Source organism: Aeromicrobium sp. REDSEA-S38_B2 (genome assembly GCF_001628525.1).
Taxonomy (GTDB): Bacteria; Actinomycetota; Actinomycetes; order Propionibacteriales; family Nocardioidaceae; genus Aeromicrobium; species Aeromicrobium erythreum.
Window position 1 is genome coordinate 1 of the sequence record NZ_LUNH01000004.1, and the last position, 23,447, is coordinate 23,447.

General features: G+C 72.7%; 26 protein-coding genes and 1 pseudogene. 10 read left to right on the forward strand and 17 right to left on the reverse strand.

The window, feature by feature from the left end; genetic code table 11:
- Positions 1 to 169: 169 nt before the first annotated feature.
- From A6Q81_RS00615 to dapA, 4 genes are all read right to left on the reverse strand, one after another.
- On the reverse strand, positions 170 to 1,957 hold the full coding sequence (locus A6Q81_RS00615) for a DNA translocase FtsK 4TM domain-containing protein (RefSeq protein ID WP_286689154.1): 1,788 nt from the start codon (positions 1,955 to 1,957) through the stop codon (positions 170 to 172).
- An 85-nt stretch (positions 1,958 to 2,042) separates the two neighbouring features.
- Positions 2,043 to 2,741, reverse strand: coding sequence for a sirohydrochlorin chelatase (locus A6Q81_RS00620; RefSeq protein ID WP_067856822.1), 699 nt, complete (start codon positions 2,739 to 2,741; stop codon positions 2,043 to 2,045).
- A gap of 190 nt (positions 2,742 to 2,931) precedes the next feature.
- Positions 2,932 to 4,611, reverse strand: a complete 1,680-nt coding sequence (locus A6Q81_RS00625) for a ribonuclease J (RefSeq protein WP_502692796.1) — start codon at positions 4,609 to 4,611, stop codon at positions 2,932 to 2,934.
- 11 nt (positions 4,612 to 4,622) lie between these two features.
- Positions 4,623 to 5,534, reverse strand: coding sequence for a 4-hydroxy-tetrahydrodipicolinate synthase (gene dapA / locus A6Q81_RS00630; protein WP_286689156.1), 912 nt, complete (start codon positions 5,532 to 5,534; stop codon positions 4,623 to 4,625).
- Between the two features lie 134 nt (positions 5,535 to 5,668).
- Here dapA and A6Q81_RS17155 point away from each other — a divergent pair.
- Together A6Q81_RS17155 and A6Q81_RS00635 are read left to right on the forward strand one after the other, a co-directional pair.
- Positions 5,669 to 5,815: pseudogene (locus A6Q81_RS17155) on the forward strand (acyl-CoA thioesterase domain-containing protein); the annotation flags it as partial.
- On the forward strand, positions 5,816 to 6,298 hold the full coding sequence (locus A6Q81_RS00635; protein WP_353681399.1) for a thioesterase family protein: 483 nt from the start codon (positions 5,816 to 5,818) through the stop codon (positions 6,296 to 6,298). It begins immediately after the preceding pseudogene.
- Here A6Q81_RS00635 and A6Q81_RS00640 read toward each other — a convergent pair.
- The 4 genes from A6Q81_RS00640 to A6Q81_RS00655 are packed head-to-tail and all read right to left on the reverse strand — an operon-like array spanning position 6,277 to position 8,553.
- Complete coding sequence (locus A6Q81_RS00640; protein ID WP_286689157.1) at positions 6,277 to 6,771, reverse strand: DUF2306 domain-containing protein; 495 nt, start codon at positions 6,769 to 6,771, stop codon at positions 6,277 to 6,279. The genes A6Q81_RS00635 and A6Q81_RS00640 overlap by 22 nt on opposite strands.
- A complete protein-coding gene (locus tag A6Q81_RS00645) occupies positions 6,768 to 7,202 on the reverse strand; it encodes a MarR family winged helix-turn-helix transcriptional regulator (RefSeq protein WP_286689158.1) in 435 nt (144 codons plus the stop codon). The genes A6Q81_RS00640 and A6Q81_RS00645 overlap by 4 nt, the downstream gene beginning before the upstream one ends.
- Positions 7,203 to 7,234: 32 nt before the next feature.
- Positions 7,235 to 7,744, reverse strand: coding sequence for a dihydrofolate reductase (locus A6Q81_RS00650; RefSeq protein ID WP_286689159.1), 510 nt, complete (start codon positions 7,742 to 7,744; stop codon positions 7,235 to 7,237).
- Positions 7,741 to 8,553: a thymidylate synthase gene (locus tag A6Q81_RS00655; protein ID WP_067856803.1), complete on the reverse strand. Its 813-nt coding sequence runs from the start codon at positions 8,551 to 8,553 to the stop codon at positions 7,741 to 7,743. The genes A6Q81_RS00650 and A6Q81_RS00655 overlap by 4 nt, the downstream gene beginning before the upstream one ends.
- Before the next feature lie 53 nt (positions 8,554 to 8,606).
- On the opposite strand from A6Q81_RS00655, the gene A6Q81_RS00660 reads away from it, so the two are divergent.
- The 5 genes from A6Q81_RS00660 to A6Q81_RS00680 all read left to right on the forward strand — a co-directional run bounded on the left by A6Q81_RS00660 (position 8,607) and on the right by A6Q81_RS00680 (position 11,582).
- Positions 8,607 to 9,107, forward strand: a complete 501-nt coding sequence (locus A6Q81_RS00660) for a hypothetical protein (protein WP_067856800.1) — start codon at positions 8,607 to 8,609, stop codon at positions 9,105 to 9,107.
- A gap of 300 nt (positions 9,108 to 9,407) precedes the next feature.
- The gene (locus A6Q81_RS00665) at positions 9,408 to 10,061 is read left to right on the forward strand and encodes an SPFH domain-containing protein (RefSeq protein WP_286689160.1); all 654 of its coding nucleotides are present in this window, start codon (positions 9,408 to 9,410) and stop codon (positions 10,059 to 10,061) included.
- Positions 10,058 to 10,576, forward strand: coding sequence for a GNAT family N-acetyltransferase (locus A6Q81_RS00670; protein ID WP_286689161.1), 519 nt, complete (start codon positions 10,058 to 10,060; stop codon positions 10,574 to 10,576). Before A6Q81_RS00665 ends, A6Q81_RS00670 begins: the two co-directional genes overlap by 4 nt.
- The gene (locus tag A6Q81_RS00675) at positions 10,573 to 11,277 is read left to right on the forward strand and encodes an AzlC family ABC transporter permease (protein WP_286689162.1); all 705 of its coding nucleotides are present in this window, start codon (positions 10,573 to 10,575) and stop codon (positions 11,275 to 11,277) included. The genes A6Q81_RS00670 and A6Q81_RS00675 overlap by 4 nt, the downstream gene beginning before the upstream one ends.
- Positions 11,274 to 11,582 carry an AzlD domain-containing protein gene (locus A6Q81_RS00680; RefSeq protein ID WP_286689163.1) on the forward strand — a complete coding sequence of 103 codons (309 nt, stop codon included), beginning with the start codon at positions 11,274 to 11,276 and terminating at the stop codon, positions 11,580 to 11,582. Before A6Q81_RS00675 ends, A6Q81_RS00680 begins: the two co-directional genes overlap by 4 nt.
- Here the strand turns inward: A6Q81_RS00680 and A6Q81_RS00685 are convergent.
- From A6Q81_RS00685 to A6Q81_RS00710, 6 genes are all read right to left on the reverse strand, one after another.
- A complete protein-coding gene (locus tag A6Q81_RS00685; RefSeq protein ID WP_286689164.1) occupies positions 11,579 to 12,196 on the reverse strand; it encodes a PaaI family thioesterase in 618 nt (205 codons plus the stop codon). The genes A6Q81_RS00680 and A6Q81_RS00685 overlap by 4 nt on opposite strands.
- Positions 12,193 to 12,945, reverse strand: coding sequence for a 4-hydroxy-tetrahydrodipicolinate reductase (dapB, locus tag A6Q81_RS00690; RefSeq protein ID WP_286689165.1), 753 nt, complete (start codon positions 12,943 to 12,945; stop codon positions 12,193 to 12,195). Before dapB ends, A6Q81_RS00685 begins: the two co-directional genes overlap by 4 nt.
- A gap of 9 nt (positions 12,946 to 12,954) precedes the next feature.
- Complete coding sequence (locus A6Q81_RS00695) at positions 12,955 to 14,166, reverse strand: kynureninase (protein WP_286689166.1); 1,212 nt, start codon at positions 14,164 to 14,166, stop codon at positions 12,955 to 12,957.
- 87 nt (positions 14,167 to 14,253) lie between these two features.
- Complete coding sequence (locus A6Q81_RS00700) at positions 14,254 to 16,494, reverse strand: polyribonucleotide nucleotidyltransferase (RefSeq protein ID WP_286689167.1); 2,241 nt, start codon at positions 16,492 to 16,494, stop codon at positions 14,254 to 14,256.
- 236 nt (positions 16,495 to 16,730) lie between these two features.
- Positions 16,731 to 17,021, reverse strand: coding sequence for a 30S ribosomal protein S15 (rpsO, locus tag A6Q81_RS00705; RefSeq protein WP_067856746.1), 291 nt, complete (start codon positions 17,019 to 17,021; stop codon positions 16,731 to 16,733).
- 144 nt (positions 17,022 to 17,165) lie between these two features.
- Positions 17,166 to 18,122 carry a bifunctional riboflavin kinase/FAD synthetase gene (locus A6Q81_RS00710; protein ID WP_286689168.1) on the reverse strand — a complete coding sequence of 319 codons (957 nt, stop codon included), beginning with the start codon at positions 18,120 to 18,122 and terminating at the stop codon, positions 17,166 to 17,168.
- 142 nt (positions 18,123 to 18,264) lie between these two features.
- On the opposite strand from A6Q81_RS00710, the gene A6Q81_RS00715 reads away from it, so the two are divergent.
- From A6Q81_RS00715 to A6Q81_RS00725, 3 genes are read left to right on the forward strand one after another with little or no spacing between them, the layout of a single operon-like run.
- Positions 18,265 to 18,573, forward strand: coding sequence for a hypothetical protein (locus tag A6Q81_RS00715; protein WP_286689169.1), 309 nt, complete (start codon positions 18,265 to 18,267; stop codon positions 18,571 to 18,573).
- On the forward strand, positions 18,560 to 19,981 hold the full coding sequence (locus tag A6Q81_RS00720) for a sensor histidine kinase (RefSeq protein ID WP_286689170.1): 1,422 nt from the start codon (positions 18,560 to 18,562) through the stop codon (positions 19,979 to 19,981). Before A6Q81_RS00715 ends, A6Q81_RS00720 begins: the two co-directional genes overlap by 14 nt.
- On the forward strand, positions 19,978 to 20,637 hold the full coding sequence (locus tag A6Q81_RS00725; protein ID WP_253026172.1) for a response regulator transcription factor: 660 nt from the start codon (positions 19,978 to 19,980) through the stop codon (positions 20,635 to 20,637). Before A6Q81_RS00720 ends, A6Q81_RS00725 begins: the two co-directional genes overlap by 4 nt.
- 213 nt (positions 20,638 to 20,850) lie before the next feature.
- On the opposite strand, the gene A6Q81_RS00730 is transcribed toward A6Q81_RS00725, so the two are convergent.
- From A6Q81_RS00730 to A6Q81_RS00740, 3 genes are all read right to left on the reverse strand, one after another.
- Positions 20,851 to 21,705: a serine/threonine-protein kinase gene (locus tag A6Q81_RS00730; RefSeq protein WP_286689171.1), complete on the reverse strand. Its 855-nt coding sequence runs from the start codon at positions 21,703 to 21,705 to the stop codon at positions 20,851 to 20,853.
- On the reverse strand, positions 21,705 to 22,079 hold the full coding sequence (locus tag A6Q81_RS00735; RefSeq protein ID WP_286689172.1) for a hypothetical protein: 375 nt from the start codon (positions 22,077 to 22,079) through the stop codon (positions 21,705 to 21,707). The genes A6Q81_RS00730 and A6Q81_RS00735 overlap by 1 nt, the downstream gene beginning before the upstream one ends.
- A gap of 97 nt (positions 22,080 to 22,176) precedes the next feature.
- Positions 22,177 to 23,409: a phospholipase D-like domain-containing protein gene (locus A6Q81_RS00740; protein ID WP_286689173.1), complete on the reverse strand. Its 1,233-nt coding sequence runs from the start codon at positions 23,407 to 23,409 to the stop codon at positions 22,177 to 22,179.
- Between the last annotated feature and the right edge of the window lie 38 nt (positions 23,410 to 23,447).

Sequence of the window (23,447 nt, forward strand, 5' to 3'; positions counted from 1 at the left end):
GCCCCCGGCAGTGGCGGTGGCAACCCTGGGGGAGGAGGCGTGCCCGGTATGTGCAGCCCGCAGACGGGCACCTGCTTCTGAACTCTTGCCGTGGGGCCGGGGTCGATGTTGATGCATCGGCCCCGCCCCTCGGTGCGTGTGGACCAGCCACGGGTGGGTCCACCGTCACTCAGGAGAAGTCGGCGCTGGCCCGCCTGGCCATGTCGAGGAAGGCCTGGCGCGAGGCGAGGTTCTCCTCGAGCTCCTTGACCTTCTTCTCGTGCCCTGCGGCCTTCGCCTTCTCCAGGTCCGCGGAGACCTTATCGATCGCGGCCTGCAGCTGGCTGACCATGTCGTCGGCGCGGGCGGACTTCTCCGGGTCCGAGCGGCGCCACTGCTCCTGCTCGAGGTCGCGGATGACGTTCTCGACCTTGCGGATGCGGCCCTCGAGCTCCTTCATCCGTGAGCGCGGCACCTTCCCGGCGGCGTCCCACCGGTCGGCGATGTCGCGGAAGGTGCGCTTGGCGGCCTCGAGGTCCGAGCCGTCGCCCTCCAGGGCGGGCAGCAGCGCCTCGGCCTCGACGAGCAGGGCCTCCTTGACCTCGGCGTTGGCGGCGAACTCCTCGTCGAGCTTGGCGTTCTCGGCGTCGCGGGCACCGAAGAAGGCGTCCTGCGCACCGCGGAACCGCTTCCACAGGGCGTCGTCGACGTCCTTGGGTGCCGGGCCCGCGGCCTTCCACTGCTTCATCAGGTCGCGGTAGCGCCCGGCGGTGGGACCCCACTCGGTGGAGTCGGCCAGGGCCTCGGCCTCCTTGACCAGCCGCTCCTTGACCACGCGCGCACCCTCGCGCTGCTCGTTGACCTCGGCGAAGTGCGCCTTGCGGCGGCGGGTGTAGGTGGTGCGCGCGGTGGAGAAGCGACGCCACAGGGCGTCGTCACCGGCCCGGTCGATCCGCGGGATCTTCTTCCACTGGTCCAGCAGGTCGCGCAGCCGGTTCGCGCCGCCGCGCCAGTCGGTGCCCTCGGCGATCTTCTCCGCCTCGGCGACGACCTTCTCCTTGGCAGCCTTGGCCTCGGCCTGCTTCGCGGCCTTCTCGGCCTTGCGTCGTTGACGCGCCGAGACCTGGCGGTCCTCGTCGGGTCCGTCGACGAGCGGGTTCTCGTAGGGCTCGTCCGGCACCGTGCGCGGGTGGCGCTTGCGAGGGGTGTCGAGCTGCTCCTCGGGCTCGGCCGAGCGGCCGAGGGCCTTGTCGCGGGTCTCGCGGAGCCGGGTCGGCACCGCGTGCAGCGGGGTGGCCGTCACGACGAGCAGCCCGAAGACGACCAGGAGCACGAGGATCGGCGCGACCGCGAACGGCGAGCGCAGGAGGTCGACGGGGATGGCGGAGAAGAGGAAGCCGACCGCTCCCCCGGCGTCACGGACGGCAGGCATGTCGTCGGGACGGGGCACGCCGTGCGCCAGGTGCACCAGGCCGAGCACGCCGCCGCTCATGGCGGACCAGCCGATGACCTGGCGTCCGACGGGACCGTTGCGGTCGGGGTGGCGCAGCGTGCGCCAGGCGATGACGGCGAGCACGATGGGCACGGCCCAGGCGAGCAGGCCGACCGAGCCGGTGGTCGCGGCACGGACGCCGTCGGCGACGGCGCCGGGCACCTGCCACCAGACCGACGCGGCCACGACGATCGCCAGGGCGACGATGCCGAACCCGACGCCGTCGCGGCGCTGCTCGGGCTCGAGCTCGGCTGCGGAGTGCCCGATGCTGCGGGCCACTGCACCGACCGCGCCGGCGATGCCGAGCCAGATCGCCGTCAGGGCGCGCGCGACGCCCCCGACGACGACCGCGACCGGACCGGGGCCCGTGCGCGGGGCAGGCTTGCGTGCCGCGGGCTTGCGCTTCGCGGTGCTGGAGGCAGGCTTCTTGCGGGCCTGGCTGCCGGACGGCCGCTTGCGCGGCGGGGAGGACGTGCGGGTCGCCATGGCGCGAGCCTAAACCACAGGTCGAGACTCGGGCGGTTCCCACGCCGTGGGCGCGGGTGGATGCCCCTGTTGCGCGGTGCGGGACTCAGAGCGCCGGGACGCCCAGGCCGAGGGCCTGGTGGAACCGCGTGAGGACGAGGTCGACGACCCGACGGTCCGGGATGCCGCCGTCGAGCACGGGAGCCGTCACCAGGTCGGCGCCGCTCTGGCGCAGCTGGTCGGCGTCGCGCCCGGGCGTGAGCACGTAGGAGGCCACCACGACCCGGCGGCCGTAGGCGCGGGCGATGTCGACGGCGTCCGAGAGCGGTGTGTCCTTGCCGCCGATCGAGCCGACGTGCACCGGACCGCCCCAGACCGCGCTCACGAGCCGCGCCATGCGCGAGTAGCCGCTGATCGCCCCGTCGTTCTCCGAGCCGGAGACGCCCAGCACGATCGTGTCGTCCTTGCGGGCGCCCGCCTCGATGAGTCGCTGCACGGCCAGCTCGGCCAGGGTCCAGTCCGGGCCGAGGGCCGGGGCGACCACCAGGTCGGGGTCGTGGCCACGGGCCACCTCGAGCGCCGTGGCCACCTCGCTGTGCGGCACGAGGGTCAGCGGCACCGCGACGCGCACGGGCGGGTAGGTCTCGTCGTGGCTCATGATCTCCACGGGCGTGTCGCGCACGTCCACCGACGGGGCGTCGCGACGCACGGCGCTGATGAGCGCCTGCAGGGCCGCGCGCTCGGCGACTCCCGCGTGGCCGGAGGAACAGGCCAGGAGCGCCTCGTCGGAACGTCGGATCACCACGGGCGACTCCCCCTCGCTGCCGGAACCGGTGCACGGCCGGCAGCGACGTGCGTAACGTCGCCGCCGGCCGCAACCGGTGTCCCACCACGGTTCGGCCCCGCGCCGAACTCTTGACCACGACGTTAGGCAGCCTGTGTTTCGCGCCCTGCGCCCGCGCGTTTCGGGCGCGTAACAGTCCGCGGGACCTTCGTCACGCCTCCAGGACGATGGGGATGATCATCGGACGACGCCGCAGCTTGCGGCCCGCGAAGGAGCCGAGCACGCGCCGGACGACCTGCTGAAGCTGCTTGGTGTCGTGAGTGCCGTCACGCAGCGACTGCTCGATGGCGTCGACGATGCGCGGCGTGACCTCGTCGAAGACCGACGGATCCTCGGCGAGTCCACGTGCCTGGATCTCCGGGCCGCTGACGATCTTGCCGTTGGTCGAGTCGACCACGACGACGACGGAGATGAAGCCCTCGTCGCGCAGGATCCGCCGGTCCTTCAGCTCACTGTCGGTGATCTCGCCGACCGAGGAGCCGTCGACGTACACGTAGCCGCACTCGACGGCGCCGACGATCGAGGCGTGCCCGTCGACGAGGTCGATCACGTAGCCGTCCTCGGCGAGGAGGACGTTCGGCACGCCGGTCTGGGTGGCCAGGGCGCCGTTGGCGTGCAGGTGACGGATCTCGCCGTGCACCGGCAGCACGTTCGACGGCTTGACGATGTTGTAGCAGTAGAGGAGCTCGCCGGCCGACGCGTGACCGGACACGTGCACGAGGGCGTTGCCCTTGTGCACCACGCGGGCCCCCAGCTTCGTCAGGCCGTCGATCACGCGGTAGACCGCGTTCTCGTTGCCGGGGATCAGCGACGACGCCAGCAGCACCGTGTCGCCCGGCTCCAGGCTCACCTGCTGGTGGCTGCGGTTCGCGATCCGCGACAGCGCCGCCATCGGCTCGCCCTGCGAGCCCGTGGACATGAGCACCATCTTCTCCGGCGGTGCGGCGTCGATCTTGTCGACGACGACGCCATCGGGCACGTGCAGGTAGCCGAGGTCGCGCGCGATCTGCATGTTGCGCACCATCGAGCGGCCCACGTACGCGACCTTGCGGCCGTGCTTCGCCGCGGCGTCGAGCACCTGCTGCACACGGTGCACGTGCGAGGCGAACGAGGCGACGATGATCCGCTGGCTGCTCGACGCGAACACGGCGTCGATCGCCGGGGTGATGTTGCGCTCCGCGACCGTGAACCCGGGCACGTCGGCGTTCGTGGAGTCGGTGAGGAAGAGGTCGACCCCCGCCTCGCCGAGGCGGGCGAAGGCCCGCAGGTCGGTGATGCGGCCGTCGAGCGGCAGCTGGTCCATCTTGAAGTCGCCCGTGTGCAGCGCGACGCCGGCGGGCGTCTTGACCGCCACGGCGAGCGCGTCGGGGATGGAGTGGTTGACCGCGACGAACTCCAGCTCGAACGGGCCGAGGTGCAGGACGTCGTTCTCGGCCACGACGTGCTGCGGGACGTCGCGCAGGCGGTGCTCACGCAGCTTCGGCTCGACGAGGGCGAGGGTCAGCTTCGAGCCGACCACCGGGATGTTGCCACGCTCGCGCAGCAGGTACGGCACGCCGCCGATGTGGTCCTCGTGCCCGTGCGTCAGCACGACGGCCACGACGTCGTCGAGCCGGTCACGGATGGGACCGAAGTCGGGGAGGATCAGGTCGACGCCCGGGTGGTGCTCCTCGGGGAACAGCACCCCGCAGTCGACGACCAGGAGCTTGCCGCCGAACTCGAAGACGGTCATGTTGCGACCGATCTCCCCGAGGCCCCCCAGGGGGATGACGCGCAGGGTGTTCGTGCCGAGTGCCGGGGGCGTCCCCAGCTCCGTGTGCATGTGGCTCAAGGAGTGTCCGTTCAGTCGAGGAGGCCGACACCATGGAGGGCGTCGCGCACCAGCGCGACCTCGTCCTCGGTGGCGTCGACCAGTGGTGCACGGGTCGTGCGGTTGTCGAGGACGCCGAGCAGCTGCAGAGCGGCCTTCGCGGCGATGACGCCTTGCGTCAGGGTCATGATCGCGCGGACGAGCGGGATCATGCGGTCGTTGATCCGGCGAGCCTCGCCGAGGTCACCCGCGTCGAGCGCAGCCAACATGTCGTCCCATGGCTGCGCCGTGATGTTGCCGCACGTGCTGACGACACCACTGGCCCCGTAGGCCATCCAGCCCAGGGTCAGCGCGTCGTCACCGGAGTACAGGCGGATACCGGTCTCGCGCATGAGGTAGGCACCGCGCTCGAGGTCACCGACCGCGTCCTTGACCGCGACCACCAGGGGGTTGCGGCGCAGCTCCACATAGGTGGACTCGGCGATGGTCGTGCCCGAACGTCCGGGGTGGTCGTAGAACATGACGGGCACGTCGCCGCCCGCGGCGGCGACCTCGTGCACGTGCCTGACGATGCCAGCCTGGGGCGGCTTGCTGTAGTAGGGCGTAACGACGAGCAGGCCGTGCGCGCCGGTCTTCGCAGCACTCTGGGCGAGCTCGACGCTGTGCCGCGTGTCGTTCGTGCCGACCCCCGCCACGATCGTGGCGCGGTCGCCGACCGCCTCGAGGACCGCCGCCAGCAGACGCGCGTCCTCCTCCCCCGTCGTCGTCGGCGACTCACCGGTCGTGCCACTCACCACGATGCCGTCGTTGCCGTGGTCCACCAGGTGCGTCGCGAGCCTCTGCGCCGCGTCGAGGTCGAGGTCCCCCTCAGGGGTGAACGGCGTGACCATGGCGGTCAGGACGCGGCCGAACGGTGCGGCCTCGCTGGCGAGCGGGGAGGTCATGGACCGAGGTTACCGCTGACCGCCGTCAGCATCCCCGCCGCACCTGTGTCGTCTGCCGCCCACGGCCCGGCACCCCCGCTGTGTCCTCTGCTGGGGCCGCTACCGTCGGCGCATGACGTCGTACGCCGGACCACCCGGACCTGCTCACCGTCTCGGTCAGCTACTTCAAGCCGCCGACCCCCGGACCGGCGTCGGTCGAGGTCACCACCCTGCGCGTCGGCCGGCGCGTCTCGGTGCACCAGGCCGCCCTGCAGCAGGGTGGCCGCACCGTCGCGCACGCCGTGATCTCCCTGCACGACTGGGACGCGGCCGGCACCGTCGAGCACCTCCCGCACGCCGCGCCGGCGGTGCCCAGGCCCGACGACAGCTCCGACCTGTCGCCGTTCATCCCGACCGGCGCCGTGCCCATCGTGGAGCGCTACGAGTCCCGCTCGCCCGAGGTGCCCGGCTGGCTGCGCGGCGAGCAGTCGGGCTCCGCCGAGGCGACCGTCTGGGTCCGGCCGAAGGACGGCCGTCGGGTCGACGCCCTGGCAGCGGCCGCCATCGTCGACGGGTACCCGCCGGTCACGGCCGAGCTCGGCCACCTCGCGTCCGCCACCGTCCAGCTCACGGTCCACCTGCGCCGACGCCCCGACAGTGCCTGGGCGCTGCTGCACGTCACGACCCGCCACGTCCAGCAGGGCTACCACGACGAGGACGTCGAGCTGTGGGACGAGCAGGGTCGGCTCGTGGCGCAGAGCCGTCAGCTGGCCGTGCTGTCCTGAGGGCGCGCCCGCCCGACCGCGACGTCGAGCGCGCGACCTGCGCCGACCACCGCGACGGCGGTGAGCAGCACGAGCGCACCGGCGACGACGGCCGCGAGGGGGTCGTCGAGGACCAGCTGCGGGATGGCCCGCTGCGGCACGAGCGACGCCGCTGCGCCGGCACCCAGCAGGCCGATCCAGTTGCCGGTCATCGCGGCGCGGTGCTCGGGGATCCGGCCCTGACGGGCCCTGACCACGCCCAGCGGCACGGTGACGAGCGTGACGACCGACAGGGCGTGCAGCGCGCTGAAGTGCCCCGGTCGGATCTCCTGGATCCAGAACGACGTGACGGCGACGTAGAGGATCGCGACCACCCACACCCGTCCCGCCAGGCGATGGCCCCGCGTGCCGCGCGGTCCGACGAAGAGCTGCCAGAAGCCGACGACGAGCGCGACCAGGGCCGCGAAGGCGTGGGTCGCGACGAGCGGCGTCATGCCGTCTCCGGTCGCAGGACCTGGAGGAGGGGGTCGGTCACGGCGCGGACCTGGTCGACCGTGACGCCGCCGGCCTCCAGCAGCCGCCCGAACGCGTCCTCGAGCAACGCCCCGCCGTCGGCCACGAGCCGCTCCCCCGCCGGCGTCAGGGTGAGCGCGCTGCGGTTGCCCGTGCCCGGCGTGCGCGCCGCGGTCAGCAGCCCGGCCTCGGAGAGGGTGCGGACCATGCGGCTCGCGGCGGGGGCCGAGACCTCGTGGGCGGCGGCGAGCTCGGCCTGGGTCGGCGTGCCCAGCGCCTGCACCGTGACGAGCGTGAGGAAGCGCGCGTAGCTCGTGCCGTGGGCGGCACGCAGCATCTCGTCGGCGGCCGCGTCGAGCGCGGCGACGAGCGTGTGCAGGCGGTAGGCCGGCTGCCGGGGGTCGTAGGTCACCCGACCATCATGACCCGGTTAACTTAACAACGTCAAGATGCTCGGCGGTAGGTGACGATGTCGAACGGCACCCGGTCGGGCTCGGGGCCTACGGAGGGCACGCGGCCCACCTCCTGCCACGCCTCCCAGTCGACCCGCGGGAAGAAGGCGTCGCCGTCCGGCGACGCCGCCACCCGGGTCACCACCATGACGTCGACGAGTCCCTGCTCGAGCGCCTGCGCGTACACCTGCGCGCCGCCGACGAGGAAGACGTCGTCGTCGAGCTCGTGGGCCCTGGCCAGCGCCTCCTCCAGCGACGCCGCGACGAGCACGCCGTCGCCCTGGGGCCCCGCCGACCAGTCCGGGTCGCGGGTCAGGACGATCGTGGTGCGACCCGGGAGCGGCCGACCGATGGAGTCGTAGGTGGTCCGTCCCATCACCATCGGGTGCCCGAGGGTGAGGCGCTTGAAGTGCGCGAGGTCCTCGGGCAGACGCCACGGCAGCGCCCCGTCGACCCCGATCACCCGGTTCGCGCCCATCGCGACGACGAGCGTGACGCTCATACGGCGATCGGCGCCTTGATGCCCGGGTGCGGGTCGTAGCCGGTGACCTTGATCGCGTCGAAGTCGAAGCCGTCGATGCTGGTGACCGTCGGGTCGAGCCAGAGCTCCGGCAGCGGACGCGGCTCGCGCTGCAGCTGCAGCCGGGCCTGGTCGAGGTGGTTGAGGTAGAGGTGCGCGTCGCCGAAGGTGTGCACGAAGTCGCCCACCCGCAGGCCGGCGACCTGCGCCACCATGTGCGTCAGCAGCGCGTAGGAGGCGATGTTGAACGGCACGCCGAGGAAGACGTCGGCGGAGCGCTGGTACAGCTGGCACGACAGCCGGCCGGGTCCGCCGTCGTCGGCCGGCGCCACGTAGAACTGGAAGAACGCGTGGCACGGCGCGAGCGCCATGGCGGGCAGGTCGGCGACGTTCCAGGCGCTGACGATGTGGCGCCGGGAGTCGGGGTCGGCCTTCAGCGCCTCGACGACCTGGGCGAGCTGGTCGACCGTCTCGCCGGACGGCGTCGGCCAGCTGCGCCACTGGTGCCCGTAGACCGGACCGAGCTCGCCGTCGGCGTCGGCCCACTCGTCCCAGATGGTGATGCCGTGCTCGCGCAGCCACGTGGTGTTGGTGTCGCCACGGACGAACCAGAGCAGCTCCCCGACGACCGACCTGAGGTGGATCTTCTTGGTGGTGACGAGCGGGAACCCCTCGGAGAGGTCGAAGCGCATCTGGTGCCCGAACACGCTGAGCGTGCCGGTGCCGGTGCGGTCGCCCTTCTCGACCCCCTCGTCGAGGACGCGGCGGACGAGATCGAGGTAGGCCTGCATGACTCGCAGGATACTCGCCCCCACGACCGTCCCGGTCGTGCGAGACTCTGGGCGTGCCCCTCGCCGAGTACGAGGCCTCGCCTCAGGAGGTCCGCCGTTTCGCCCTCCTGCAGATCGTCCTGACCGCCGCCTTCATGACGCTGATCTTCCTGGCGCTGGGCGGCACCGACGCCGACCTCCCGCCGTGGTGGCTGCTCGGCGTGCTCGGCCTCGGGCTCGTGGCCGCCGCGGTGCTCTCCGAGCGCGTGTGGCTGCAGTCGTCGCCGCTCGACCCCGAGGCCGACCCCGCCGAGAACCAGCGGCGTGCCGTCGGCATCTTCGCGGCCCAGACGGTCCGCAAGCTCGTCTTCTGCGAGGCCGTGGTGCTGGTCTCGATCCTGGTCGCCTTCGTCGGCTCGTGGGGTGGGTGGACGATCCTGCTCGTCGGCGTCCCCGGTCTCTTCCTCCTCGGCTGGGAGACCTGGCCGGGACTGCGGAACCTGTCGATGACGGCAGCGATGCTCGACGCCCAGGGCGCCGACTCGAGGCTGGTCGAGAGCTTCCGGTCCTGGTGAAAGGGCTTGGAGCCCGCGCGACGCCCGGTCCATACTGGGTGCCGAGCGGGATCAGTGGCCCGGCGGTCGTCACCGCCCCGGTCCCACGTGTCGTACCTCGCTCACGTCCCTGCACAGGACACTCCTGGTGATCCCGCCACGGCGGGTGGGGTTCAACTCCCCTCGTCGGCGCGGGCCGGCAGCCCCGGGACCTCCCGGGGCACCTGGACGCGAGGCCCTGCAGGACTCCGGGTCCTCCGCCTCCTGCACGGGGCCGTCCCGCGCCGATCCACCATCCGACGACCACCCGAGAGGACCATCGTGAAGATCACCGTCCAGCCCCACGAGCGCGTGCTGGTGCACCGCGACGGTGCCCTCGTCGACGTCCTCGGACCGGGCCGTCACCGGCTGCGCCGCCGACGGACCGTGCGGCACGTCGTCGACGTGCGTGAGCGTCTGCTCGGCCTCGCCACCCAGGAGGTCCCGACCTCCGACGGCCTGCGGGTCAAGGTCGGTGCCACGCTGACCTGGCGGGTCGTCGACCCTGTCGCCTGGCACGCCGTGGCGCTCGACCCGAAGGCCGTGGTCTACGAGGCAGCGCGGCGCGCGGTGCGCGACGTGGTGGCCGCGTCCGACCTGGCCGGCCTCGCGTCGGGCGTGCCCGAGGACGACGTCCCCGCCGCCCTCGCGGCTGCCCTCGGCGCTGTCGGGGCGGAAGCCACGTCGCTGCGCGTCACCGACGTGCTCCCGCCGGCGGAGGTGCGCCGGGCGGTCGAGGCCGCCGAGGTGGCCCGCCACCGCGCCGTCGCGGCGCTCGAGGAGGCGCGGGGGCAGAGCGCGGCCGTGCGACACCTCGCCAACGTCGCCGACGTGCTCGACCACCACCCCGCCCTCGCCGCGCTGCGGCTGGCGGAGGTGGCCGCGGCCGGCGGCGGCAGCGTCGTCGTCGAACGCCCGAGCGGCGCTACCCGGTGAGCGGCGCCGACGTCAGCGTCCGGCTCGCCTGGCCGGACGACGCCCCAGCCATCGCCGAGGTGCAGCGCTCCGCGTGGGGCGCTGCCCTCGGCGAGGTCCCCGACGTCGACCTGGCACCGGCGTGGGCACGCCTGCTGGGCTCCCCACCTGACGCGAGGGCCCGCGTGCTCGTGGCACTCGAGCAGGCCACGGTGCGCGGCGTGGCCTTCGTGCACCCGTGCCACGACCCCGACGCCGACCGGGTGGCCGACGGCGAGGTCGGCGAGCTGCTCGTCGATCCCCAGCACCGCGGCGCGGGACACGGCTCGCGCCTGCTCCAGGCCGCCGTGGACACGCTGCGCGCCGACCACTTCGTCCGCGCGCGCTGGTGGGTGCCGACCACCGACGACCGGCTGCGCGCCTTCGTCGTCGGCACCGGCTGGACGGCCGACGGGGCGCACCGCGAGCTCGCCGACGAGGCCGGCGGGCGGACGGTCAAGCAGGTCCGGCTCGTCACGTCGCTCGTCGAGGCATGAGTGACGCAGCCGGTCCGGACCGCGCGGCCCGACGTCGCGTGGTCGTGGACTCCCTGGGGGTCGGTGCGGCGACCGGCGCGTACGGCGTCTCCTTCGGTGCGCTCGGCACCACCTCGGGGCTCGACGTCCTGCAGACCTGCGTGCTCTCCCTGCTCGCGTTCACGGGTGCGTCGCAGTTCGCGTTCGTCGGCGTGGTCGCGGCCGGAGGAGTACCGGTCACCGGCGCCGTGACGTCGGTCCTGCTCGGCTCGCGCAACCTGTTCTACGGCCTGAGCATCGCGTCGGTGCTGCGATTGCACGGTGTGCGGCGCCTGCTCGGTGCGCACCTCGTGATCGACGAGTCGACCGCCGTCGCCCTGGCCCAGCGCCACCCGGCCCTCGGGCGGCTGGGGTTCTGGTGGACGGGCATGTCCGTGCTGGTGCTCTGGAACCTGTCGACCCTGCTGGGCGCGCTGGCCGGGACGGCGATCGGCGACCCCCGCGCCTACGGCCTCGACGCCGCGGTCGGCGCCGCGTTCCTGGGTCTGCTGTGGCCGCGTCTGGGCGGACCGCTCCCCCGCCTCGTCGCGCTCTGCGGCGCCGCCGTGGCGGCCGGCCTGGTGCCGTTCACCCCCGCCGGGCTGCCGATCATCGCCGGTGGGGCCTTGGCGGTGGCGGCCGGGCTGCTCCTCGGTCGCGCCCGAGACGGGGCGCCGACGTGAGCGCCCTCTGGATCGGCATCGTGCTCACGTGCGCCGGCTGCTACGCGCTGAAGCTCGCGGGACTGTCCGTGCCCGATCGCGTGCTCGAGCACCCGACGACGCAGCGCGCGGTCGCGCTCATCCCGGTGGCGCTGCTGGGCGCGCTGGTCGCCGTGCAGGTCCTCGCCGACGGTCAGCGACTCACCGTCGACGCGCGGCTGGCGGGCCTCGGCGTGGCTGCCGTCCTGCTGGCGCTGCGGGTGCCGTTCCTGCCGATGGTCGTCGCGGCGGCCCTCACGGCGGCACTGCTCCGTGCGGTCGGCTAGGTCGTCCGCGTGCCGAGCCCCTGCTCGGGACGCAGCCGCAGAAACAGGGCGTCGCCCTCGGCACAGACGACGTCGCCGTGCCGGATCTCCCCTCGGACGGTGATCTTGCGACCCTCGACGCGCTCGATCCAGGCCTCGACCTCGAGCTCGACGTCGATCGGGGTGAGGGCGCGGTAGTCGGTGCGCAGGAACGCCGTGCGCGTGATGGCCTGGGCCTGCGCGGCGGCGAGCATGCCGAGCACCTCGTCGAAGACCAGGGAGACGACACCGCCGTGCACGGCCATGCCGCCGCCCATCGACCAGCGTCCGAAGGTCACGTCCCCGGCCACCCGCGAGGCGTCGCGCGTGTGCATCCGGATCTCGGGAAGCATCGCGTGCCCGCGGACGGGAAGCTGCGGGACGCGTCCGTTGACCTGCTCGAGCTCCTCGCCGCCGAGCGGGGCGAGCCGCTCACGCCACGCCCGCAGGTCGTCGGCCAGCCGCGAGGCCACGTCGGCGTCGAACCGGGCGGCCGCCAGGGCGTCCTGGAAGGCACGCAGCTCCGACGCCATCGCCCCCCAGGCTCGCGCCTCGTCGTCGGTGAGCCCGGCGCTGAAGATCGACTCCCAGCTCACGCGTCGAGCCCGAGCACCACGTCGAGCCCCACCGTGACGCCCGGCCGGTCCGCCACGTGCCGCACGGCCGTGACCACGCCCGGCATGAAGGACTCTCGGGTCGAGGAGTCGTGCCTCAGGGAGAGGACCTCCCCCTCACCGCCGAGCAGCACCTCCTGCGACGCGACGAAGCCGCGCGAGCGCACGGCGTGCACGGTGATGCCGTCGACCTTCGCGCCGCGTGCGCCGTTGGGGTCGGTGGTCGTCGCGTCGGGCACCGGGTCCGAGCCGGCCTCGGCACGGGCCGCGGCCACGAGCTCGGCGGTGCGCACGGCCGTGCCCGACGGGGCGTCGACCTTCGCCGGATGGTGCATCTCGATGATCTCGACCGACTCGAAGAAGGGTGCGGCGGTCGCCGCGAAGCGCATGAGGAGCACGGCGCCGATGGAGAAGTTCGGGACGACGAGCACGCTCACGTCGGTGCGCTGCTCGACCGCGTCGCTGACCGCGCGCAGCCGGTCGCCGTCGAAGCCGGAGGTGCCGACGACGACGTGCACCCCCTGCTCCACGCACCACAGCACCTGCTCGAGCGCGACGTCGGGCGTCGTGAAGACGAGCGCGACGTCGGCCTCGTGCTCCGTGACCCGCTCCAGCGGGTCGCCCACGTCGACCTGGGCGACGACCTCGAGCCCCTCGGCCGCCTCCAGCGCCGTCACCGACGTCGATCCCATGCGCCCCTGGGCGCCCAGCACGGCTACGCGAGTCGTCATGCGCCCAGCCTAGTGAGCGAGCTCCTCGGCCAGCACCGAGAGCCCGGCGTGCAGCTCGGCGAAGGAGGTCGTGAGCGGCGCGAGGCCCAGCCGCAGGAGGTCGGGCTCGCGGAAGTCGGGGACGACGCCACGCTCGGTGAGCCGCGCCGTGAGTGCCCGTGCGTCGGGCACCCGGACGGTGACGTGGCTCCCCCGCCGGTCGGGCTCGCGCGGCGTGACCAGCTGCAGCGCGATCCCGCGCTCGCCCAGCGCGTCGAGGGCGTCGACCGTGAAGGCGGTGAGCAGCTCGGACTTGGTCCGCGCGGCCTCGACCCCGGCCTCGGCGACCATCGCCACGCCCTCGCGGACGGCGACGAGCCCCGCCACGTTGGGGGTCCCGGAGAGCAGCCGGCGCGCGTCGGTGGCCGGGCGGTACTCCTCGGCCATCGCGAACAGGTCGTCGGCGCTCCACCAGCCGGGCAGCGGCTGCTCGAGGTGCGGCAGGTGTCGCGCCGCGGCGTACAGGAACGCCGGCGCTCCGGGGCCGCCGTTGAGGTACTTGTAGGTGCAGCCGACGGCGAGGTCGACCTCGGCGGCGTCGAGCGACGTCGGGACGACGCCGGCCGAGTGGCAGAGGTCCCACACCACGAGCGCGCCGGCGGCATGCACCTGCGCCGTGAGGGACAGGAGGTCGAGCAGCACGCCCGTGCGGTAGTCGACGTGGCTCAGCAGCACGACGGCCGTGCGCTCGTCGAGCACGTCGGCCAGCGACGCGGCGACGTCGCCCTCCGCGTCCCGGTGCACGACGACGAGCTCGAGCCCGCGCTGGCGGGCGACCTGCTCGGCGAGGTAGCGGTCGGTCGGGAAGTCGCCCGCGTCGACGACGAGCCGGGTGCGTCCGGGGGCCAGCGAGGCTGCGGCGTGCAGCGCCTTCGCGATACCGATCGACGTCGAGTCGCCGACCACCGTCTGGCCCGGGGCGGCGCCGAGGAGCGCCCCGACCTCGTCGCCGACGACGACCGGCAGCTCGACCCACCCCTCGGACCAGCCGCGGATCAGGCGGGCGCCCCACTCCTCGCGCACGAACGTCGCGAGCCGCTCACGAGTGCGCAGCGGCAGACGTCCGAGCGAGTTGCCGTCGAGATAGGCGACCACGTCGGCGTCGAGCTGGAACTGCTGCCGCCAGGCGGCGAGCGGGTCGGCGGCGTCGAGGGCCGCGGCACGTTCACGGAAGTCGCTCACCCTCGGGATCGTCTCACGTGCGCCCGGACCCCGGACGCGACGAGGCCCCCACCCCGAGGGGCGAGGGCCTCGTCGACCGTGCGTGGATCAGGCGTCGGCGCCGGCCTCAGAGGCCTCGGGGGCCTCCTCGGCGGCCGCGTCGGCCACGACCGGGATCAGCGAGATCTTGCCGCGGTCGCCGAGCTCGGCGATCTCGACCTGGACCTTCTGGCCGACCGTCAGCACGTCGTCGACGCTGCTGACCCGCTGGCCGCCGTTGAGGTCGCGCAGCTTGCTGATGTGCAGCAGGCCGTCCTTGCCTGGCGACAGGGCCACGAAGGCGCCGAAGTCGACCGTCTTAACCACGGTGCCGAGGTAGCGCTCGCCGACCTCGGGCATCGTCGGGTTCGCGATCGCGTTGATCGCGTCGCGTGCAGCGTCGGCCGAGCCGCCACCCTCGCCCGCGATGTACACCGTGCCGTCGTCCTCGATCGAGATCTTGGCGCCGGTGTCGGCCTGGATCTGGTTGATCATCTTGCCCTTGGGACCGATGACCTCGCCGATCTTGTCGACCGGGACCTTCACCGTGATGATCCGCGGCGCGAACTGGCTCATCTCGTCAGGCGTGTCGATGGCCTCGGACATGACGTCGAGGATCGTCAGACGCGCACCCTTGGCCTGCGTGAGGGCACCGGCCAGGACGTCGGCGGGGATGCCGTCGAGCTTGGTGTCCAGCTGCAGGGCCGTGATGAAGTCCGGCGTGCCCGCGACCTTGAAGTCCATGTCGCCGTAGGCGTCCTCCGCACCGAGGATGTCGGTGAGGGTGACGTACTGGGTGGTGCCGTCGACCTCGCCGGAGATGAGGCCCATCGCGATGCCGGCGACCGGGGCGCGCAGCGGCACACCGGCGTTCAGCAGGCCGAGCGTCGAGGCGCAGACCGAGCCCATCGACGTCGAGCCGTTGGAGCTCAGCGCCTCCGAGACCTGGCGGATCGCGTACGGGAACTCCTCGGTGGTCGGGAGCACCGGCAGCAGCGCACGGCCGGCGAGCGCGCCGTGACCGATCTCGCGACGCTTCGGCGAGCCGACGCGGCCCGTCTCGCCCGTCGAGAACGGCGGGAAGTTGTAGTTGTGCATGTAGCGACGCGTGGTCTCGGGGCTCAGCGTGTCGAGCTTCTGGACCAGGTCGAGCATGTTCAGCGTCGTGATGCCCAGGATCTGGGTCTCGCCACGCTGGAACAGGGCCGAGCCGTGCACGCGCGGCACCACGCCGACCTCGGCCGACAGCTCGCGGATGTCGGCGAGGCCACGGCCGTCGATGCGCACCTTGTCACGCAGCACGCGCTGGCGCACGAGGCTCTTGGTAACGGCGCGCAGCGCGGCGCCGACCTCCTTCTCGCGGCCCGCGAACTGCTCGCCGAGCTGGTCGAGCACGTCGGCCTTGATCGCGCTCTCGCGCTCCTCGCGGTCGGCCTTGGAGACGATCGTGAGGGCCTCGGACAGCGGGCCGGACGCGACCCCGGCGACGGCGTCGTAGACGTCGTCCTGGAAGTCGAGGAAGACCGGGAAGTCCTGGACGGGCTTCGCGGCGGCCTCGGCGAGCTGCTGCTGGGCCTCGCAGAGCTGACGGATGAAGGTCTTCGACGCCTCGAGGCCGCCGGCGACGACCTCCTCGGTCGGCGCCTGGACACCGGACTGCACGAGGTCCCAGGTGGACTCGGTGGACTCCGCCTCGACCATCATGATCGCGACGTCGGTCGAGCCGTCGGCCTGCGTGGCGATGCGGCCCGCGACGACCATGTCGAACACGGCGTCCTCGAGCTGGCTGTGCGTCGGGAACGCGACCCACTGGCCGTCGATGAGCGCGACGCGCGTGGCACCGATGGGGCCGGAGAACGGCAGGCCGGAGATCTGCGTCGACGCCGAGGCGGCGTTGATGGCGAGGACGTCGTACGGGGTGTCGGGGTTGAGGGCCAGGACCGTGATGACGACCTGGACCTCGTTGCGCAGGCCCTTCTTGAAGGTCGGGCGCAGCGGACGGTCGATGAGGCGACAGGTGAGGATGGCGTCCTCGCCCGGGCGGCCCTCGCGACGGAAGAACGAGCCGGGGATGCGACCCGCGGCGTACATGCGCTCCTCGACGTCGACCGTCAGCGGGAAGAAGTCGAAGTGGTCCTTGGGCTGCTTGCCGGCGGTGGTGGCCGAGAGCAGCATCGTGTCGTCGTCGAGGAACGCGGACACGGAGCCGGCGGCCTGGCGGGCGAGCTGGCCCGTCTCGAAGCGGATGGTGCGGGTGCCGTAGCGACCGTTGTCGATGACGGTCTCGATGGCGTGGATGGTGTCGGACATGGGAGTCCCTTCTCGCGACGCGTGTCGCGCGGTGGGACGAGACCCGGACCTGCCGTGATGGTGGTCGGTCTTCGATCGAGGCCCGCGGCCCGGCGTACGCCGTCCCGAGGGCCACTACCGAGGACCGGACCCGACGTGGCGGCTCTCGTCCGTGGATGTGTCGTGTTCAGTTGTCGGGGCGCAGGGCCCCTGATGCAGTTCAGGCGGCCACCCGGAGGGTGACCGCCTGAACGAGGTCAGCGACGCAGACCGAGACGCTCGATCAGCGAGCGGTAGCGCTCGATGTCGGTGTTCTGCAGGTAGTTCAGCAGACGACGACGGCGACCGACGAGCAGCAGCAGGCCACGACGGCTGTGGTGGTCGTGCTTGTGCTCCTTGAGGTGGTCCGTCAGGTGCGAGATGCGCTGCGTGAGCAGCGCGACCTGGACCTCCGGGGAGCCGGTGTCGCCCTCGCTGCGGGCGTACTGGCTGATGATCTCGTCACGCGGGGTACCGGCGACGGTGGGCGCAGCGGTCTTCTTCGACATTCTTCTCCTGGGAGGTCGTTGCACGGCGCTCCCGGGCATGTCCACCGGGGCTCTACGGACCGTGGGCGTTCGCACGCCGTCGTCCAGGTTATCAGCGCGCCGGTCGTTCCGACGAATCGCCTCGCCGTCGCGGACCGGGCGACGTCAGGCGAGCGCCGCGCGCGCCTGCTCGACGTCGGCGTGCATCTGCTCCACGAGCGCGTCGACGCCTCGGTACGCGACCATCGGGCGCAGGTGCGAGACGAGCTGCACCCGCACGGAGCGGCCGTAGAGGTCGAGGTCGTGGCCGTGGTCCATGACGTAGGACTCCACGCGACGCTCGGTCCCCGCGAAGGTGGGGTTCGTGCCCACGGAGATCGCCGCGGGGTAGTCGGCGTCGCCGGTGAGCAGCCGCCCGGCGTAGACGCCGTCGGGCGGCACGCAGTAGTCGGCCTGCACGGGGACGTTCGCGGTGGGGAACCCGAGGTCGCGACCGCGCTGGTCACCGGGGGTGACGACACCGTCGACCTCGTGCGGACGCCCGAGCAGCTCGGCCGCCTCCTCCAGCCGGGCCTCGGCCACGAGGGCGCGGACCCGCGTGGACGACCACGGCTGGCCGTCGGCGCCGTGGCCGTCGCCGACGAGCGTGAAGGCGCTGGCGTCGCAGTCGTGCCGTGCGCAGAGCTCGCGGAGCGTCTCGGTCGTGCCCGACGCCCGCGACCCGAACGTGAAGTTCTCGCCGACGACGACGTGACGCGCCTGCAGCTCCTCGACGACGACGCGCTCCACGAACTCCTCGGGCGACCAGCCCGCCATCGTGCGGTCGAAGTCGAGCACGCGCACGTGGTCGGCGCCCCGCACGCCGGGCGCGGGCTCGTGCAGCAGCTCGATCCGGCGCTGCAGCGACGTCAGCCTCGACGGGACGCGATCGGGCGCGAAGACCGCCACCGGGTGCGGGTCGAACGTGACGGCGACGACGGGCAGGCCCTCCGCGACCTCGCGGGTGCGTCGCAGCAGGGCCTGGTGGCCGCGGTGGACCCCGTCGAAGGTGCCGATGGTGACCGCCGTCGCGGTGCCCAGCGGGGCCGTCGAGGCGCCGCCGCGGTCTGTCCAGGTGCCCACCCCTGAACTGTGCCACACCCCGGCAGCACTGCCCTGCGACCGGGTGCACCGCCTGCGCCGGTCGGTGCGACGACCCGGCGGATGAGAGTTCTCTCATCGACGTCTCATCGTGGCGTGCGCGAGCGTGCGGCACAGTGTCGCCATGACGCGAACCCGCTACCTCGTGCCGATCGTCGTGGCCGTCGGCCTCGTGCTGCTCGGCGTCGTCGCGGCGCGGGTGGTGGCACAGGAGGACGCGCCGCCGGTCGACTACGCCCCGGTGACCGTGCCGACGTCGACCGAGACGCCCCGGCCCACGCTCTCGCCGACCCCCTCCCCGTCGGACGACCGGGACGACGACCGCGACGACGACCCGGACGACGACGATGACGACGACTACGAGCGCGTCCCGCAGACGCCGCGACCCATCGACGTTGGCGACGACGACCGGGACGACGATGACGACGACTGACCCGCGCGCGGACGGTCCACCACGCTTCTCCGTCCGCCAGCGTCTGACCGCCGCCGTCGCCCTGCTGACGGCGGCGGCGCTCGTCGCGGTCGGGGCGACGCTGTTCGTCCTGGAGTCCCAGCGCATCGACCGGGCGATCGACGCGAGCCTCGGCCAGGAGGTCGGCGAGCTGCGACGGCTCCAGGCGGAGGGCGTCGACCCCGAGACGGGCCGGCCGTTCACCAGCCCCGACCGCCTGATCACGTTCTTCCTGTCGCGCAACGTCCCCGACGCGGACGAGAACCTGTGGCAGTTCCCCGTGTCGGGCACCCCGACGTTCGTGGGCGAGGCCCAGCGCGTGCTGCGGACGTCGCCGCGGTTCCCCGCCCTGGTGGAGCGCCTCACGCGTCGCGGCGGCGTCGCCGACCTCGACGTCGACGGCCGGACCTTCCGGGTCGCGGTGCAGCCCGTGCAGCAGGGCGACGAGCGGGCTGCGTTCGTCGTCACCCACGACGTGGACGGCTCGCGCGCCCAGCTCCGCGAGCTGATGGTCACGTACGCGCTGCTCAGCGCGCTCTCCGTCATCCTCATCTCCGCCGTCGCGTCGTGGCTGGCCGGGCGGCTGCTCTCCCCCGTACGACGACTGCGCGAGACCGCCCGGGGCATCACCGAGGGCGACCTCGGCGGGCGTCTGGAGGTGACCGGCAACGACGACCTCACCGAGCTGCAGCGCACCTTCAACGACATGCTCGACCGGCTCGAGGAGGCGTTCGCGAGCCAGCGTCGCCTGCTCGACGACGCCGCCCACGAGCTGCGCACCCCGCTCACCGTGCTGCAGGGGCACCTGGAGGTGCTCGACCCGACCGACCCCGACGACGTCCGCACCACGCGCACGCTGCTGCTCGACGAGATCGACCGGATGACCCGCCTCGTCCACGACCTCCTGCTGCTCGCGAAGGCGGAGCGTCCGGACTTCGTCCGCCTCGAGCGCACCGACGTGGAGGCGCTCACGCTCGGGGCCCTCGAGCGCGCACGGGGACTCGCCGACCGCAGCTGGGTGCTCGACGCTGTGGCCCGCACCCACGTCGACGTCGACCCCCAAAGGCTGACGCAGGCGCTGCTCCAGCTCGCCGACAACGCCGTCCGGCACACCCGGCCGGGAGCCGAGGTCGGCATCGGGTCGCGGGTGCACGACGGGCACGTCGAGCTGTGGGTGCGCGACACGGGCGCCGGGGTGCCGTCGGCGCTGCGTGGGACGATCTTCGAGCGCTTCACCCAGGGCGACGGTGAGCAGGCCGGCTTCGGTCTGGGCCTGTCGATCGTCGCCGCCATCATGGAGGCGCACGAGGGTCGGGTGGTGCTCGACCCGCCCGGGGCGACGTCAGGTGCGACGTTCCGGCTCGTCATCGCGACAGGAGGACTGTGGTGAACCGGATTCTCGTGGTCGAGGACGAGGAGCGGATCGCCTCGTTCGTCGCGAAGGGGCTGAAGGCCGAGGGGTTCACGCCGACGGTCGTCACCGACGGCGTGAGCGGTCTCGACTACGCGCTGACGGGTCCGTTCGACCTCATGGTGCTCGACATCGGTCTGCCCGGGCTCGACGGCTTCACGATCCTCGAGCGCGTGCAGGCGGAACGACCCGAGCTGCCCGTGATCGTGCTGACGGCCCGAGACTCGGTGACCGACACGGTCCAGGCGCTCGAGGGAGGTGCGGCCGACTACATGAGCAAGCCCTTCCGCTTCGCCGAGCTGCTGGCCCGCGTCCGCCTGCGGCTGCGCGCCCCCGCCACCCCTGCCCCCGACGACGAGCTGGTCGCCGGCGACGTCCGCCTCGACCTGCGCCGACGTCGCGCGTACGTCGGCGAGCGCGAGGTCGAGCTGTCGGCACGCGAGCTGTCGCTCGCCGAGGTGCTGATGTCGCACCGCGGGCAGGTGCTCTCGCGCGAGCAGCTGCTCTCCCACGTGTGGGGCTACGACTTCGACCCCGGCTCGAACGTCGTCGACGTGTACGTCGGCTACCTCCGCAGGAAGCTCGGCGCCGGACTCGTCACCACCGTCCGGGGGCTGGGGTACCGGGTCGACTGAGGGCCTCCGTGTCCTGCGGCTGCGGCGTCTGTGGTCTGCCGGACCCCGCTGCTGCGCTGCCTGCCCCGCCCAGCGGTGGGTAGGGCGCGGGATGCGCCTCGTGGGAGGTAGGTGACCCGCGCTACGTCCGGCCCGGGAGGTACCTCCTGGGGGTCAGGGACCCACCGACTCGAGCAGCCGGGGCAGCGCAGCCGCAGGCCGGAAGAGGGGGGCTCAGCGCTTGAGCGTGAACCCCGACAGCCGCGCGGACGGCAGGCCGGCGATCATCGGCTCCAGCTCGAGGGCGATCTGGCGCGGCGTGGGGCGCTGCGCCGGGTCGCGGTCGAGGCAGCGTGCGATGAGGTCGGCGGCACCGCGGTGGACGAAGCCGGGCAGCGGCTTCGGCTCGTCGTGCAGCTGCGCCCAGCGGGGCTCGCGGTCGAAGGCACGGAAGCCCGCGGCGGCCCGGAAGAGGGTGGCGCCGAGACCCCACACGTCGGCGGCGGGTCCGACGGTGCCGCGCTCCCCCGGCGCGCACTGCTCGGGGGCCATGTACTCGTCGCTGCCGACCGGGTGGTCGAGGGCCGCGGCGTCGTCGACGTCGAGCGCGACGGAGAGGTCGACGAGCTGGGCGGGCGCACCCATGATGACATTGCTGGGCTTCACGTCGAGGTGCACGACGCCCTGGCCGTGCAGGTAGTGCAGCACCGACGCGAGCTCGAGCGCGAGGGGCAGCAGCTGGTGCTCCGGCACCGCGCCGTGCCGCGAGATCAGCCGCGACAGGTTCGGGCCCTCGACGTGCTCGAGGACGAAGTAGGGACGGGCCGCCTCGTCGTCGTAGGAGAAGACGCGCGTGAGGCCGGGGTGCGCCAGACGTGCGAGCAGCGCGACCTCCCGCTCGAGTCCCGCGCGGGAGACGGGGTCGGCGACGTGCCCCGGCCGGAGCGCCTTCACGACGACCGGGGCGTGCAGCCGGTCGTCGAAGGCCAGCCACGCCTCGTAGACGGTGCCGCCGCCGAGATCCTTCACGGCCGTGAGGCCGGGGGCGATCTCGTCGCCCCCGGCCAGGCCCCACACGTCGTCGGGCATCAGCGGTCGGTGCCGGTCGTCGGCGCGGTGTTCTTGGTCGGCGCAGTGTTCTTCGTCGGCGCAGTGTTCTTCGTCGGGGCGGTGTTCTTCGTGGGCGCCGACTGGACCGTCTTGGCGGTGTTCGCGGTCGGGGCGGTGCCGCGGGTCTGCGCGGTGTTCGCCGTCTGCCGGGTGACGGTGGTGCTCAGGTCGTCGTCACGGTCGTCGTCATCGTCGTCGTCCGCGGTGACGACCCACGACGAGGTCGAGTCGTCGCGCTTGAGCAGGGGGTCGCGGTCGCCGTCGGCGTGGGCGCTGGAGAGCGCGAAGCCGGCGGTGCCGAGCGCGAGGGTGCCGGCGACGGCGGCGATGGCGGTACGGGCGGTGGTCTTCATGGGTCCTCCTGGGGTCGATGCGATGACCCCAGGCTCCTGGTGCGTGGTGAGCCCTCCGTGAGACGTCGATGAGAGGCCTCTCATCGGCGTCGAGCGCCTACAGCAGGGGGCGCAGCGGCGTCAGCAGCAGCTCGCAGGCGCGGGCGACGATCGGTCGGGACTGCCAGTGCTCGAGGGTCAGCTCGCGACAGTTCGCCAGGTCGGTCTCGAACACCGTCTCGAGGTGCTCGGCGAGGGCGGGGTCGACGACCTCGAGGTTGATCTCGTAGTTGCCGGTCAGGCTGAGCCGGTCGATGTTGGCGGTGCCGACGGTCGACCACTGGCCGTCGATCGTCGCGGTCTTCGCGTGCACCATCGCGTCCTGGTAGAGCTGGATCCGCACGCCGTGGCGCAGCAGCTCGCCGTAGAAGCCGCGGGACAGCCAGTCGGCGACGACGTGGTTGCTGACCTCGGGGACGATGATCGTCACCTCCACGCCGCGCGACCGGGCGTCCTTCAGGGCCTGCAGGATGTCGTGGTCGGGGATGAAGTAGGCGGCCGTGATGTGGATGTGGTGCCGGGCGCGGTCGATGGCCTCGAGGTACATGCCACGAATCGGGAACACGAGCTGGCGGGGCACGTTGCGGTGGGCCCGCACGCTCGGCTCCCAGCTGGCCTCCCCCAGCGGCTCGATGGGCACCGGGTGCAGGTCGTTCCAGAAGTCGATGAAGGCGTTGTCGAGGTCCCAGACGGCCGACCCCTCGACCCGCAGGTGCGTGTCGCGCCACTGCGTGGCGTACAGGGAGCCCACGTTGTACCCGCCCACGAAGCCGACCGTGTCGTCGACGACGAGGATCTTGCGGTGGTCGCGGCCCCAGCGTCGCGGGTTGAAGGGCTGCAGGCCCGTCTTCAGCACCGGGTAGCGCAGCACGTGGACGCTCGGCGGGAACGTCAGGAACGAGCGCGGGACGACGAGGTTGGCGAACCCGTCGTAGATCACCCGCACGTCGACCCCGCGGTCGGCGGCGGCGACGAGCTCGCGCTTGAACGCCTCGCCCATGTCGTCGCCCTTGAGGATGAAGGTCTCGAAGAGGATGCGGGTGGTGGCGCCGCGGATCGCCGCGAGCATGTCGTCGTACAGGTCCTCCCCGTAGGTGTACGTCGTGGCGCTGTTCTCGCTGCCGACGGGCACGGTCCGCGGCGGCACGGTCGGGAAGCTCGTCTCGCTCGCGCCGCGGAGGATCTTGCGGACCTTGGTCGTGACCATCAGACCCGCCACGATGCCGACGACGGAGAGGAACCAGGTCTGCAGGGGACGCCAGATCAGGCGCTCGGTCGAGAGTCGGGCCACGTCGTCACCCTAGGGCACGGCGACGCGGGTCCCGTCGA